The organism is Rhodococcus sp. KRD162, from assembly GCF_017168335.1.
Taxonomy (GTDB): domain Bacteria; phylum Actinomycetota; class Actinomycetes; order Mycobacteriales; family Mycobacteriaceae; genus Rhodococcoides.
This window is the reverse complement of record NZ_JABFAU010000070.1, coordinates 49,993-63,978: the sequence shown is the minus strand read 5'-3', so window position 1 is coordinate 63,978 and position 13,986 is coordinate 49,993. Positions and strand designations below refer to the sequence as shown.

The following is a 13,986-nucleotide window of genomic DNA, read 5'->3' as shown; positions in this document are numbered from 1 at the left end:
GGGTGGGTGGGAAGCCCATCCCTCTCCGGCAGAACGTAGGTATTTGCCATATAGGCTGCTACGTGATGGGAACCGGGTTCGTTGTGACCGGTAGCGAGGCAGAGACGTGGATATCGCAAGACCCCAAAAACGCTAATGTGCTGTTTCCCTACCTCAGCGGACACGATGTGAACCAGCGGCCGGATTGCACTGCAGTTAGGTGGGTAATCGACTTCGGCTCGCTCTCGGAGAGTGAAGCGACGTGTTACCGAGCGCCCTTCCTCCGGGTTGAGAGCCGCGTCAAACCAGAACGTCAGAGGAACAAGCGTAAGCAGTACCGAGAACGGTGGTGGCAGTTCGGTGAAGCTCAACGGACGATGCGAGCAGCGGTACAGGACTTAGACGAAGTATTGGTCATTGCTCTCGTCAGTAAGACCGTGATGCCGGTGAGGGTTCCTACCGGTCAGGTGTTAAATCATAAACTTGGCGTGCTCGCGACCTCCTCTTTTGCAACACAGGCAATATTGTCGTCCTCAATTCACCAGCTTTGGGCCATAAAGTGGAGCTCTACTCAGGGGGAGGGTGTCAACTATTCTCCGACCGATGTCTTTGTGACCTTTCCTCAGCCACAATGGAGTGAAGGCCTCGATGGAGCTGGACGTCTTCTCGATGAAACTCGGCGGAAAGTGATGCAGGAAAGGGGTCTTGGTCTCACAGACCTCTACAACCTTATAAATGACGCAGCTATTTCCAGTGCCACCGATCAGGACGTGGCCAGGCTACGGGCCATCCACGTCGATGTTGACGAGGCTGTCGTAGCTGCCTATGGCTGGCCGGATATTTCGCTCAACCATGGTTTCCACACCTATCGGCAGATGAAGCGTTGGACGGTGACGCCAGCAACGCGCGTCGAGATTCTGGACCGCTTGCTGGAGGAGAACCACCACCGCGCAGCAGCTGAGAAGGCCGACAGCAATGGCTCGGCTAAGAGTCGCCAGGCCAATCAAGTAGCAGAAGGACAAGGGACTTTGTTGTGACGAAGGACTTGAGCATTAGCACGGGGCGAGAGGCCTCATACGAGCTGAATTACGAGGCAGACGGTACATCGTTCACTGTGCGCGAGAATCTTGTCGAAATCTTAGAGCGCGAACTTCTCGGGCCAATGCATGGTCCGGAAGAGATTCTGTCCTTCAGTCCTCGCTCGCAGTACCTCGTGGGTTACATCGCCCCAGTGAAACTCACCGGAGCCTCCATCCCTGACGACGACTCTGGTGGGACGGCGGAACGAGGCGACCTTGTCGAGACGCGCACCGACGGCGACGCTGAACACGAGCAGCGTGGCGTCCCCGCACCCGCGGCCGACGAGACAGAGGCGGATTCCGAGGACGATGACCCCGAGGACCGAACTCCCAAGCAGGGGTTGATGATCCCAGCGTCGATGGGGCTGCGGTTCCAGGTGCCTGCAGACCTCGAGTCGTTCACCGTTACCGCGTCGTGGGGAACGTACGAATCGGTTGAAACCGAGCGGACGACAAAGGCTGGGCGGCCTATCCGCGACTTTCAGCGCACACCGGTGGAGGAGCTGCGCACAATTAGACTCGCCGATCTCGTACCTGGCGAGACGGCCGGGATTCCCTTGCGCGACTCCACCTGCTTGCGCGTGGACCGGTATGACGACCCCGAATTCGGTCGTGTTTTGGTGGAAATCGCACTGTGCAACGACCGCGAAACCCCCATGCCCATCCCGATGAACATGTGGATGTTCCAGACCAAAATTCGTATCCATGCGGGCGGAGCGGAGGTGTTCTTGCCGGTCCGCGATGTAATCGAACATAACTGGCCCGAGCACGACGACGAAGTACGTCGCCTCAACCTCCAGTACCGGAACCGCTTGGAGTTCGCGATAGGACGGACGTGTTCGGTCGACTGGGTCGCGAAAGACGACGCACGTCGCGCGACCGAGGTATCCACGACTTGGCTCCCGGTTGGGGAGACGCCCCAGACGCGCGCGCGGTCGGTAAGAGACGCGATGCTGTCCATGGAGTCGCTGTCATCCGTGACGCCTGACGCGCTTCGCGTGGGCCTTGAGCCACTGGTGAAGGGGTATGCCGAATGGATAAGCAGTCAAGAGGATGCTGCCGACGATTTACCCGAGCACCTGAAAGAGACCGCCGAACTCACAATTTTAGAGGCCCGGCAGGCGCACAACCGGTTGGCCGCGGGCCTGGAGCACGTCGCCACCGACCCTGAAGCGCTGCGCTGCTTTCAGTTCATGAACCGATCGATGCGCGATCAGCGCATCGCTTCTCAGGTGGCAGCGGTACGGGCCGCGGACGGCACCATGACCATTGGGAATGCACAAGCCGAAGTGGGCGCCCGGGGCCCCGGCGCGGCATCATGGCGCCCATTCCAGTTGGCATTCATTCTTATGCAGCTCGGCGCACTGACAGACCCGGCCGCGCACTTACGCAGCGCAGAACACCATGCGCGGGTGGAATTGCTGTTCTTCCCAACCGGTGGTGGTAAGACCGAGGCCTATCTCGGCCTCGCCGCGTACACCTTCGCAATCCGCCGTAGACAAGGCGTGATCGAGTCCGGCGACGGACCGCTGGATGGCCGCGACGGGGTTGCAGTGCTGATGCGATACACGCTCAGGCTCCTGACCGCCCAACAGTTCCAGCGTGCGACCACCCTGATGTGTGCGGCGGAGCTCGCCCGACTCGAAGACGAAATTACTTGGGGCGTGGAACCGTTTCGGATCGGCCTGTGGGTCGGAACAGACGTCAGCCCCAAGCGCTTCGAGGAAGCCGACGAGCAGCTCACCAAGGCCAACGAGTACGGATCGCATCGGCTGACGGTGCTGCAGATTCAGCGGTGCCCGTGGTGTGGCACACCGATCGGGGCGGCCCAGGTCAAGGCTGATGCCACGATGCGCCGTATCTACGTGTATTGCGGTGACGAGCTTGCTCGATGCCCGTTCTCCAAGGGCGGCGCGGCATCAGAGGGACTCCCGGTGCTAACGGTGGATGAGGAGATCTACCGGCTGACACCGGCATTCGTGATTGCCACCGTCGACAAGTTCGCGCGCCTCGCCCGTGAAGGTGAAGCTGCCGCACTGTTCGGGTACGTCGCTCGCCGGTGCGGACGGCACGGGTACGTGCACTCGGACTACTCCAAGTGCGACATCACTACGACCCATCCGGCGAGCAAGAGCGGTCACCCTGCCGCGACGGTTCGGCCGGTAGATCGCTTGCGGCCACCCGACCTCATCATCCAAGACGAACTACACCTCATAACCGGTGCGCTGGGGACCTCGGTCGGCCTGTTCGAGGTTGCGGTGGAGACTCTGTGCTCATGGGAGACCAAAGATGGCAAGCCCGTCAAGCCGCTGATCGTTGCATCCACCGCAACGGTGCGTAACGCCCAGGAACAGGTACGGGGGTTGTACGGCCGGCAGGTCGAGATCTTCCCGCCCCAGGTGCTCGACGTTGCAGACACGTACTTCTCCCAGGAGGTTCCGATCGACAAGGCGAACCCAGGGCGCCGCTACATCGGGGTGAGCGCTCAGGGCGTGCGCCTTTCCAGTGCGGAGATTCGCGTTGCGGAGGTCTTGCTGTCTTCCGGTCAATTGCTCTTCGATCAGGCTGGAGCCGCGGCAGATCCCTACATGACGCTGGTCGGCTACTTCAATGCCACCCGTGAGCTCGCGGGCATGGCGCGCTACATGGCCGACGACGTCCAGAGCCGAGTCAAGCGTCCCCGCAAAGACTCCGGATTCCCCTCACGGCTCGGAACATCGTTCGGTTTGCTCAACATCGGCGAATTGACCTCACGCATCGCGTCAGCCGAAATCGGCCGCACTCTCGACCGACTCGGTCTGGAGTTCGATCCCGACCACGACACCACCGAGGCATTTCGGGCGCGAATGGCCGAGCAGGACACCGGAAAGAGAATGCCCGCCCGCGCCGAAATGCCGTTCGACGTCGTGCTCGCAACGTCGATGCTCCAGGTCGGCGTCGATGTCCAGCGGCTGGGTCTGATGCTGGTGGTCGGACAACCGAAGAACACCGCCGAATACATTCAGGCATCCTCCCGCGTCGGACGCGATCCCTCTGATCGCCCTGGACTCGTTGTTGCCCTTGGCAACTGGGCTCGACCGCGCGACCTTGCGCACTTCGAGCAGTTCCGGCACTACCACGAAACCTTCTACGCCCAGGTCGAAGCGCTGTCAGTCACGCCGTACTCACCTACGTCGCTCGCCCGGGGGATCGACGGTCTACTGGTCAGCGTTGCTCGGGTTATGCAGGCCGTGCAAGCCGACGGGCTCTCGCAGGAGCGCGGCGCATGGCGAATCAAGGACGAGCTTTCAGCAGTCGAGGCGATGGTAGAGCGGCTCAAGAAACGAATCTCTGCCGCTGCGCAGAGCGACGAGGCGACTAAGCGTGCCAATGACCTGCTGGTCAATAGGCTCGACCGGTGGACCGAACGCGCCAAGCGTGCGGTCCTGATGAGCAAGACTCTCGTCTACGAGCGCACCGGTGACGGTGACAAGTACCTACCGCTGATTATCAGCCCGGAAAATGCGAAGGCGTCGGCGGGCAGTTCGACGGAGGCCCCGTTCATCATCGCGAACTCGATGCGCGAGGTGCAACCGGAGATCAACCTGCTGGTCAGTCCGATTCCGGATCGGCTGTTCGCCCGAACACCTGACGATGCACCGACATGGGTTCTGCCGTCCGGGGAGGACAACTGATGACTGACACCGTAACCACTGAGTCGGAACTTCCCGTCGAGATGCTGCACGACGCCTCCGATGTCCTCGACCCGCTCGCCGACGCCGAGGAGGGTCTGGTCAAGAATCGCGCCAAGGTCGGCTCGGCCCGCCCCTCGTCGTTGCTCTACACGTATGGCCCCGGCGCGATTATGGATCTACCCGGTTTCGCCGTCATGCCTGCGGGACTCGACGATTGGGGACCCATCTGGAAGCGTCGCGAGCACATTCCGAGCATCCTCGAACCGCGACTGGTCAGCGTGGTCCGACTGCATCTAGGACCTCAGGTCGACGCTCTCCGGCCCTACCCGTGGCAGCCCAAACAGGGCGTGATGTCCAAGGAAGGGTCCGACCTCGGCATTCCAGCCCGGGTGTTTCCACAATGGTTTCGCTGTACCGGCTGCGACTATTTAGGCCCGTTGCCGCGGTTCAGCTACACCAACACCCATCCGTTCCGGCCCGACCTCGCCCAATTCACTCACAAGAGTTGCCCAGGGCGAGGTCGACCGCGGCCCGGAGCAGCTCCTCGTAAACGCGAAAGCCCCGCCGTCCCGGCGCAGCATCTGCTGACATGCACGAACGGACACCTCGACGAATTCCCTTACACCTTGTGGGTGCATCGAGGTGGCAAGTGCCCCAAGGCAGAGCTGCCCGATCTAAAGATGCGTGACGCCAACGTCGGCCAGAGTGTCGGATCGATCATCGCTTGCGCTTCGTGTGGAGCCACTCGTGGCATGGCCGAAGCGCAGGGAACGATTGGGCGCGAGAAACTTCCGGAGCAGTGCCGCGGTAGGCACCCGCATCTCGGGGCGTTCGACGGTGACTGTGGAGCTCGTCCTGCGCTCATCATGATGGGCGCATCGAATCTGTGGTTCGCGTCCACGCAATCGATCATTGTCATGCCCCGCACCGAAGCCGAAGAGAAGAAGGCCCTCGCCGACAAGCTTCGCGTCGAGCTGGGACTAGATCAGGTCAAGCAGTTCGGGGATCAGATCGCCGTGATCCGGGCCCTGGCCGCAGCCAAAGGCATCGAAATGTCGAGCGTCACCGACGGTGACCTCTCGACGGCCATCGCCGATGTACTCGCTCCTGCGGACTCTGAGGAGGATCGACAGGAAATGCTGGCGGCTTGGGACCCGGTCGAGCTGCTTGTACCGGAATGGCGATACTTGCAGAAGCCGGCGCTGTTCCCGCAGCAGCCGAACTCCAGCGGTCTGATGGTGACCGAGATGCAGCGCGCGCCCGGGCTACATCCGAAGGTCAGCCGCGTCGTCGCGGTCAACCAGATGAAGAAGGTAAATGCGGTACTCGGGTTCACTCGACTCGACGAAATGGATCGAGTCAATGATCTCGCCAGCCGACTCGTCAAGCTCACCCGCAGTGGCAAGCCCACATGGGTTCCGGCCACCGAGGACCGCGGTGAAGGTGTCTTCCTTCAACTCGATCTCGATGTAGTCGCTGAGTGGGAGAACAAGATTCGCGGAACAAGGTTGTGGGACGCGCACCAAGACGCGCACAGGCGCAACTTCCAGCGGCGCTTCTCCGAGACTGCCAAACAGGTCGACCCCGATACTCGGTTGCCGGCTCCGCGCTATTGGTTGCTGCACACCCTCTCGCATGTTCTGATCCGTGAAATGGCGATGTCTTGTGGCTACGGTGCCGCCAGCCTCAGCGAACGTATCTACGGATGGACCGCAACCCCACAACGTGAGGCGGCGGCAGGACTGCTGATCTGCACCACCGCTTCCGACAGCGAGGGCACCCTCGGAGGGCTGGTCGCACTGTCCGAGCCAGTCCGACTCAATAACCTCATGGCGTCTGCGCTGCGCCGCGCAGTGCGGTGCTCCTCGGACCCGGTCTGTGCCACACGGACCCCGCGCGACCCGGAGGATTTCCTCCACGGCGCCGCATGCCATTGCTGCTCCTTTGCATCAGAAACTTCGTGTGAGAAAGCGAATCGATTCCTCGATCGGCGGTTCCTGCTAGACCTCCCGGCGGCCTCGGGCGAGTCGGTGCCAGGGTTCTTCGGGAGCGTCGATGCCGTCTGATCCATTCGGGTCGCTCGGCGAGTACGTGACCGCAAACGAAGCAGTAAGCCTTGCATCGCTTCTCGAGGTGGGCAGCCACACTATGCATGCCTTGCGGTCAGTCAACGCCGTGCGTCGTGAGCAGATTGGCAGGCTGCTCTCGGCGGCCGGACTCGGGCACCATGATCCGGCGAAATCTGTGGCCGTCCTTCAAGCGATAGCTGGGGCAAAGGCCACGCGGCGCGAACTGACACCTGTATGGACGATGCCCGGAAACGAAGCTTCGCTAGGCCATTTGACCGGCGAGTTTGATCGTCTAGTCGCCGGTGCTCGCATCTCTGTTACATGCGCTACGTACAACTTCACGGAAAATTCCAACATGTGGAATGCCTTGAAGGAATCATCCGAACAGCCAGGGGTGGTCGTCTGCGTCTATGTTGACGCAGACAAAGGTGAGCCGCAAAAAGTAAAGGCTCAGCTGCCGCTCGCGACCGTTTATAAATCGGCGGTGCTAGAATTTGGTCGCTCAGTTGTAAGTCACGCAAAATTCGTAGTCATCGATCACGAACTGGTCTTGATTACCAGCGCCAATTTTTCGTACAACGCTGAAAATCGGAACGTCGAGTTCGGAATTCTTGTCCAGGATAGCGGATTGGCGAGCTCCGTCGAGCGTGCAATTTCAGCAAAGCACGGCTCGTTGTATGTCCTCGTGGAAGGCTAGCCGTTGTGATAGAGCGGTTGCTGGCGCGGAACCGAAGTAATCAGGCTGGTCCTCCGCTTCAGGATGGGAGTTCGACACAAAATATCAACCGCAAACCGGCCGAATCCTCTCTACAAACCGTATTGTTCCGCTGACGGCCGGAGCTACTGTGCCAGGTCGGTCAATGCCACCGGCATCAGATCGCCCATGTGGCCGCGCCGATCGGTACCTTCGCCGATACGCGTCCACTCTCCGCTACCTCACGCCAGACGAATTTGAGGTGGTCTATTACGGTGGAGAATCGGCACTCCGTCCGAAGATGCTGCAAGCGCAGGAGCACCAGGATTCCTGGGACGGGTCATCAGGGGGACCGTCGTCTGACTGAATGAATCTCTCTGGTCTCGCTGCGGTGTTGCTGCTGGTACCGCACCGACGGTCTGATATGCCGTGGTTTTCTTCAGACCGCTGACATAATCGTCGAAGCATCAACGAAAGAGGTACAGGTGGCAGGCAAGACTCGGCAGGTTTACTTTCACGAACCATTCTTTGTGGATGACCAAGGGGTCAGTCACGAGGCACCGGGGGGATTCTGGAAGGAGCTGCTGGACCACATTGGAGGCTTGAATGCAACTGACCGCGCGAAGCGGATCAACGGCCATCGTTATCGCGGCGCAGCTCGATCAACTGTCAGGCCCGCCGTCAGATTCCTGTATATCGGCAAGCGTCGGCCTCCTCAGGACTGGCCGGACACCTCAATAAACGGGGCGGACGAGCAGCCGCTGACGCTCGACGGCGAGCTGGTCGAGCCGATGTATCTACTTCCTGTCGGTACCGGCAACTACATTGCATCATTGAGGTCGAGCGGAGGGCCATCGTTCGCTGCGGCGGTCGAGTGGATCGGCCAGATTTTGCAGAGCCAGGGAGACCCGCTCGTGTTCCAGATGCGCTCGGTTGTGCGCCACGACGCTCTGGAACGACTGAGCGAGAGCGCAGGAGTTGTGATGTTTGATTTGAAGCTAGAGGCTGGAGCGGATGTTCCGGCCGACGCCGGTTCGATCTCGAACACGGTTCGCGAGCTGCAGGCGCAAGGTGGCATCGACATGGCCATTGGGCTGCGGTTGAGCTTTGGCAACGTTGTCCCGGACAGCGCGACCGCGCGGGAGTTGGCTAGGGATGTCGAAAAGATTGTGCGGGGTGGGCACGGCATCAAGAACGCTATTGCGCGGATCGTGGAAACGAACGACGATGGGACTATTACGAAGGACGAGGTGCAGTTCTTGCACGACCGTATCACCCATGCGGTCGCGGTCGGCGACTCAGAATCACAGGCTCAGACGCCAGAGGTAGTCATGGCAGCGATGACTACAGCGACAACAGACTTCAGGCGGAACCTATCCCTGATTCTTGGTGACGGTTCTGGAGACCAGGACGGAACATGAGATGACCAAGGTGCGGGCCGTCCTCGAGGACAGGCCTTTCGTCATCACGCTTCTACTGCTTGTGGCAGTGTCGGGCCACGCCCTGGCCGCCCACTTTCGTGACATTCCCGCGCCTGTCGAGCGTCTTGTTCGCGAGGCGGGGGATGGGACGGGGGTGAGCATCGCTCTCGGGTTGGCGTCAGTAGCCGCCATTGCCGCAGGTTTCGCCGGCGCAATCATCGTGTTCGGCATCAGCGGAGACACCGCCATCATGCGACAATTCCGGTTGAAGACCGCACGAGCTTTGCGCGCGAACTGGGTTTCGGTGATCGGCAGTTCGTTTCTCTCGGCAGTCCTTAGCCTCATCGCGGCGGGGTTTGTGGCTGCGCAATGGTATGAGTTGTCTGCACCAACCCTAACGTTTGGATTGCTGCTACTCATCCACAGCTTGCTAAGGATGATGTGGTTGTTCGGAGTCCTGTTGAGCTTGGTAACGACCCAGGACCAACGTGATGACCGTCGTGCTCGAACGAGAACGTTGTCGGACATATTCCGGAACCGAGCGGCCTAGACCTTCCAGTCCTTCGGGATTCGGCAACCTCGGCATGGGTGCCGTAACCGACGCCCGGGTCGGGACTGCCCCAGCTTTGGTTGACATCTGATCTGTGAGGATCGCTCCTCACGGTGGAAGGATGTTCACCATGCCGAAAGCATTTCCCGAGGAGTTCCGCCGCGACGTCATCGCCGTCGCACGCAAGGGCGAGGCCCCGTTGCGTCAGATCGCGAAGGACTTCGGAATCTCCGAAGGTTGCCTGCACCGCTGGCTCAAGATTGCCGATCGTGAAGACGGCGTCGTCCGTGACGGCCGGCAGAACCCTGGTGACGAGTCCGCTGAGCTGCGGGAGCTAAAGAAGCGCAACCGGCTGCTCGAGCAGGAAAACGACGTTCTGCGGCGAGCCGCCGCCTATCTGAGTCGAGACATACTCCCAAAATGATCTACCCGCTGGTCCTCGACCTTGCTGGCGACGGAGTACCCGTCACAGTGACCTGCCGGGTTCTCGGTTTCTCAACCCAAGCGTTCTACAAATGGAAGAAACAGCCAGTCACGCAACGAGATTGGGATGATGCGCATCTGATCAACATTGCTCGTGAGATCCACGACGACGACCCCGCATTCGGCTACCGCTTCATCGCAGACGAACTACCCGACCGCGGGATCACCGCCAGCGAGAACCGGGTCGCGCGGTTGTGCTCACAAGAACGCATCTGGTCGGTGTTCTCGAAGAAGCGAGGCCTGGACAGGAAGGCCGGCCCGCCGGTTCACGACGACCTCGTCGACCGTCAGTTCACCGCACGGGCCGCGGACGAGCTGTGGCTGACCTTTCGTCACCGAACACCGCACCGACGAGGGCAAACTGTATCTCTGCGCGATCAAGGACGTCTGGTCGAACAGGATCGTCGGCTACTCGATCGACTCCAGGATGAAGGCCTCGTTAGCGGTGTCAGCATTGGATAATGCTGTGGCGCAAAGAGGCTCGGTGGGGACTATCGTGCATTCGGATCGCGGTAGCCAATTCCGATCCAGGAAGTTCGTACATGCACTGTCGCGCAATGGGTTACGAGGTTCTATGGGGCGGGTCGGGGCGTGCGGTGACAACGCCGCGATGGAGTCGTTCTTCGCACTCGTGCAGAAGAACGTCCTCGACCGCCAGCGGTGGTCGACCCGCGAGCAACTACGGCTGGCGATCGTGACATGGATCGAAAAGACCTATCACCGCAAACGCCGTCAACGGCGCCTCGGCAAGCTCACCCCTATCGAGTTTGAGACAATCAACCGGACCGCACACGCGGCCTGAATCGCTCAACCCCACTAGTCAACTGAAGTCGGGGCAGTCCCGATGCCCGGTGTTGGTCTACCGTCCGTTCGAATGAGGCTGCCCTGGTGTCTGATCGGAACGTGATCTGCGTCTGACTCGCTCAGGACGATCCGACTGCCGGCTGGTGGCGCTTTGTGCTCGAAGGCGGCTACGCCAACGGTGGGGTCTGGATAGATCTTGCGAAACACGCTCAGGCAGTGGGTTTCACACCACAGACGCGGCTGATCTTCCGTCAGAGTCTCGAACCTGCTTACCTGAAGGAGCGGTCCCGTCTCATCCCGAGAACATGCCGAAACGGTGTGTGAACAGTGGTGTCGAAACGGTGGTGGTCGACCCGAGGACTTCGCGGAGTGGCCATGGCTGTTCGAGGCGGGGAATCGAACGGGGGAGGCGACATGGCAGGCGCTTTCTCGATGAGCGACCTTCTCGGTCGTAAGTGCTCGTCGCTCAGGAAAGGAACCGAACAGCCACTCGCTGCGTCTGATCTGTCGTGGGGCCGACCTCCCCGCGGTCGATCAGGGGAGAAGATGCGGCTACCGGACAACATTCCACCCGTGGTGTACGTGCCGTGCACTGCGCATGTCTCAGTCGTGGAGCAGGCAGTGGTCGATCTGCGGACCACCCGGGACGGGCGTAGTGCCCTGCTGGCGTATTCGGCACTGGATCGGCTCCACACTTGCTGTGGCGACGAGCAACCGTGGATGGTGCTCCCGAGCACGGCCCTGTCGAAGATTCACGAGTCGCATCCGTTCGACCTCCTGCTGATGGACGTCATGATTCCCCAGCACGAACGTCGGAGCGTCCACACATGACCCTGTATGTCGACGTCGCGGTGCTACGCGATTCCGCGGACGCAATGATGAAGATTGCCGACGACTTCGACAGCGCAGCGTCATCGATCCCCGACGCCGCCGATACCGGTATCGGAGCGCCGGCGCTGGCCGGGATGCTGGCGCTGTTCACCGGTCGCGCCAGCGAACTGCAGACCGCATTGGCGTCGTATTCGGTCGCGCTCGATGAGTGCGCCTCCGAATACGAGGCCCAGGACGCCGCCACAGCGGAGGAAGTCAACGCTGCGCTCTGGGAGAAGTGACGGTGCCCATCGACACGAAAGTCGACGGCAACGTGGGCTCGGTGCACGCCGTGGCCGGGTGGCTTCGCAACAGCTTCGCCGATGGCCTGCGCACCTCCATCGACACACTGGACACCACCAGAAATCGAACCGACGCCGGATGGGACGGCCCCGCATCCGAAGCCTTCTTCGCGCAGGCGCTTACCACCACGGACGGTGCCTCTCAGTTGGCAACTGCAGCAGCAGATTACGCCGCCAAGGTCGATGCTTTCGCTTCGGCGCTACAGGCATTGCACGACGGTATGCGTGACATCCGATCGGACGCAATCGATGCTGGACTCGACGTCATCGACGACGCCATCATCGAACCCATCGACGATGCCCTGCGCGATACTTTCGACGCTCTGGAGCGCAGAGTCGCGCAACTGCGCGGCGAAGAGACCATGGCGGGCGAGAAGCTCAAAGTCGATTACATCGACGCGGCAGCCAAGACCTTCTTCTTCGGTGGCTCGGTAGCAATCGGGTTGGCGCAAGCGGCGATGGAAACGCGCGCGTGGTTGATGACCACGAAAGCCAAAGGCCTGTATGCGCAGGCCGTTCGATGGGCCGAGTTTGCCCGCACGGCCCCCGCAGGGTCTCCCTTCTCGGCTGTCTACCGCGACTTCGGATTTTCCGACTTCCTTCGGGACCAAGCCGATGACGTGGTCCGGAATGCAGATGACCTGAACTCGAAGGCAGGAAGATGGGCCTTGCGGGCGGGAGGTGGCTTGGCGGTGCTCAGCATTGGCTACGACATCGCTAACGGTAAGCCCGTCGACCAGGCCGTCGTTGCCGGTGGTTTGGGGTTCGGGGCGTCGGTGGCCGCAGGTGCATTGATCGGCACCGCGATACCCATCCCTGGGGTGGGGACGCTCGCTGGCGCTATTGGTGGCGCAGCATTCGGCATCTTTACCTCGGGAATGGTCGACAGCCTGTACGAAGATGGGTTCGACTCGGTCGGCGATGCTGCGCAGGATGGCTTGAGTGCCCTCGTAGACACGAAGTCTGCGGTGTCCGACCTCACGACGGAAGTGTGGGATGCAATCTTCTGACTCGTCGAGCCATGGAACACCGGAGTACGTGGCTGAGACTCGTTTCGACTTGAAGTTCTCGGCGCAAATGCTGTGTCTCGAGTTGATCGGAATTCTTTTCTTGTGGGGCGGCGCTACTAACATGACCACTCTGGGCCCAGTATTTGGCACCGCGCTTATGTGCTTGTCCGGTATCTACTCCATCCCTCCCGTCATCCAACTGTTCTATCAACCTGGGACGTCATCGGGATCTCGTGTTCGACGTACGACGAGCGGGTCGACCGTGCGCTATCGGCATGCTGTGCTGTGGCTGTGTATGGCCGTCGTGGTGTTCGCTGGATCGGGAGTCCTACTCCTGGGTCTGGGCCCCGGTTCCCTGTTCGCCGTTATACCGTTCGCGGTTGTGGCGGCCGCGTGTTTCGCTTTCCCAGTAGTCATATTGACAGGCAAGGTGCGCCAGGGATTCGTGGAACTGACGCCCAATGGCGTCACCCAGCGGGGATACGGGTTCGTGAAGATGATCCCCTGGGAATTGATCAATGATGTCCGGCTGGAGCCGCACTGGCCGCCGTCGATTCTGGTGGTGACCGACTACTACCCGCCGTACTCGCATACCAAAACCACACGACTGCCGATGGACGCAAACCCCAGTCCGCTGCCTGGAGCCTTCATCGACTGTCGCTTCTTCGACATCCATCCTGTCGTTTTCGTCCAATGGATTCGCTTCTACCGCGACTACCCGACGCTGAGAAAAGAACTAGGTACTGATGCCGCCACCGAACGGCTTGCAAGCCTGCTGCCATGACCGACAAGACATGTGGAAAAGCTTCTGCGCCTAGACGGCCTACCAGGCAATCCTGTTGACGGATCGGGCGGCGAGCGTCATAGGGCCGGATGAAACCCAGTCAGTGTGAAGATCGTGAACCCAGCAGTATTGCTCATGCCTCCTCACCGATGTCTTCGAGCCACAGGCCCGGTCGCTCCTCCAACATGCGTTCCATGAGCTGCAGACAGGCGGGGTCGTCGACGACGTCGACCTGAACCCCATGTTCTGTCCGTGGCCATGAAAAAG

10 protein-coding genes and 1 pseudogene are annotated in these 13,986 nt (G+C 60.8%); all 11 read left to right on the top strand.

Annotated elements, in window-relative coordinates; translation table 11 throughout:
- Positions 1-1,016: type IIL restriction-modification enzyme MmeI (locus tag J1M87_RS26880; protein ID WP_374222427.1), on the top strand; the 1,016-nt coding region annotated here is incomplete at its 5' end.
- A complete protein-coding gene (gene drmA, locus J1M87_RS26875) occupies positions 1,013-4,732 on the top strand; it encodes a DISARM system helicase DrmA (RefSeq protein ID WP_307830933.1) in 3,720 nt (1,239 codons plus the stop codon). The genes J1M87_RS26880 and drmA, both read left to right, overlap by 4 nt.
- Positions 4,732-6,798 (top strand): DUF1998 domain-containing protein, encoded by a 2,067-nt coding sequence (gene drmB / locus J1M87_RS26870; RefSeq protein ID WP_241257503.1) that lies wholly within the window; start codon positions 4,732-4,734, stop codon positions 6,796-6,798. Before drmA ends, drmB begins: the two co-directional genes overlap by 1 nt.
- On the top strand, positions 6,788-7,498 hold the full coding sequence (drmC, locus tag J1M87_RS26865) for a DISARM system phospholipase D-like protein DrmC (protein ID WP_206492734.1): 711 nt from the start codon (positions 6,788-6,790) through the stop codon (positions 7,496-7,498). The genes drmB and drmC overlap by 11 nt, the downstream gene beginning before the upstream one ends.
- A gap of 482 nt (positions 7,499-7,980) precedes the next feature.
- Entirely contained in the window at positions 7,981-8,916 is a 936-nt protein-coding gene (locus tag J1M87_RS26860; RefSeq protein ID WP_206492733.1) for a hypothetical protein, read from the top strand.
- 1 nt (position 8,917) lies between these two features.
- Entirely contained in the window at positions 8,918-9,466 is a 549-nt protein-coding gene (locus J1M87_RS26855) for a hypothetical protein (RefSeq protein WP_206492732.1), read from the top strand.
- A gap of 130 nt (positions 9,467-9,596) precedes the next feature.
- A pseudogene (locus tag J1M87_RS26850) lies at positions 9,597-10,751 on the top strand (IS3 family transposase).
- A 416-nt stretch (positions 10,752-11,167) separates the two neighbouring features.
- Positions 11,168-11,584 carry an SAV_915 family protein gene (locus J1M87_RS28935; RefSeq protein ID WP_241257502.1) on the top strand — a complete coding sequence of 139 codons (417 nt, stop codon included), beginning with the start codon at positions 11,168-11,170 and terminating at the stop codon, positions 11,582-11,584.
- Entirely contained in the window at positions 11,581-11,865 is a 285-nt protein-coding gene (locus J1M87_RS26840) for a hypothetical protein (protein WP_206492731.1), read from the top strand. The genes J1M87_RS28935 and J1M87_RS26840 overlap by 4 nt, the downstream gene beginning before the upstream one ends.
- 2 nt (positions 11,866-11,867) lie before the next feature.
- Entirely contained in the window at positions 11,868-12,935 is a 1,068-nt protein-coding gene (locus J1M87_RS26835; RefSeq protein ID WP_206492730.1) for a hypothetical protein, read from the top strand.
- Between the two features lie 295 nt (positions 12,936-13,230).
- Positions 13,231-13,719: a hypothetical protein gene (locus J1M87_RS26830; RefSeq protein WP_206492729.1), complete on the top strand. Its 489-nt coding sequence runs from the start codon at positions 13,231-13,233 to the stop codon at positions 13,717-13,719.
- The last annotated feature ends 267 nt before the right edge of the window (positions 13,720-13,986 follow it).

Coding starts and splice junctions, on each gene's coding strand:
- drmB (WP_241257503.1), top strand. CDS start 4,732: ATGACTGACACCGTAACCACTGAGTCGGAACTTCCCGTCGAGATGCTG.
- J1M87_RS26840 (WP_206492731.1), top strand. CDS start 11,581: ATGACCCTGTATGTCGACGTCGCGGTGCTACGCGATTCCGCGGACGCA.
- J1M87_RS26830 (WP_206492729.1), top strand. CDS start 13,231: ATGGCCGTCGTGGTGTTCGCTGGATCGGGAGTCCTACTCCTGGGTCTG.
- J1M87_RS28935 (WP_241257502.1), top strand. CDS start 11,168: ATGGCAGGCGCTTTCTCGATGAGCGACCTTCTCGGTCGTAAGTGCTCG.
- drmC (WP_206492734.1), top strand. CDS start 6,788: ATGCCGTCTGATCCATTCGGGTCGCTCGGCGAGTACGTGACCGCAAAC.
- J1M87_RS26855 (WP_206492732.1), top strand. CDS start 8,918: ATGACCAAGGTGCGGGCCGTCCTCGAGGACAGGCCTTTCGTCATCACG.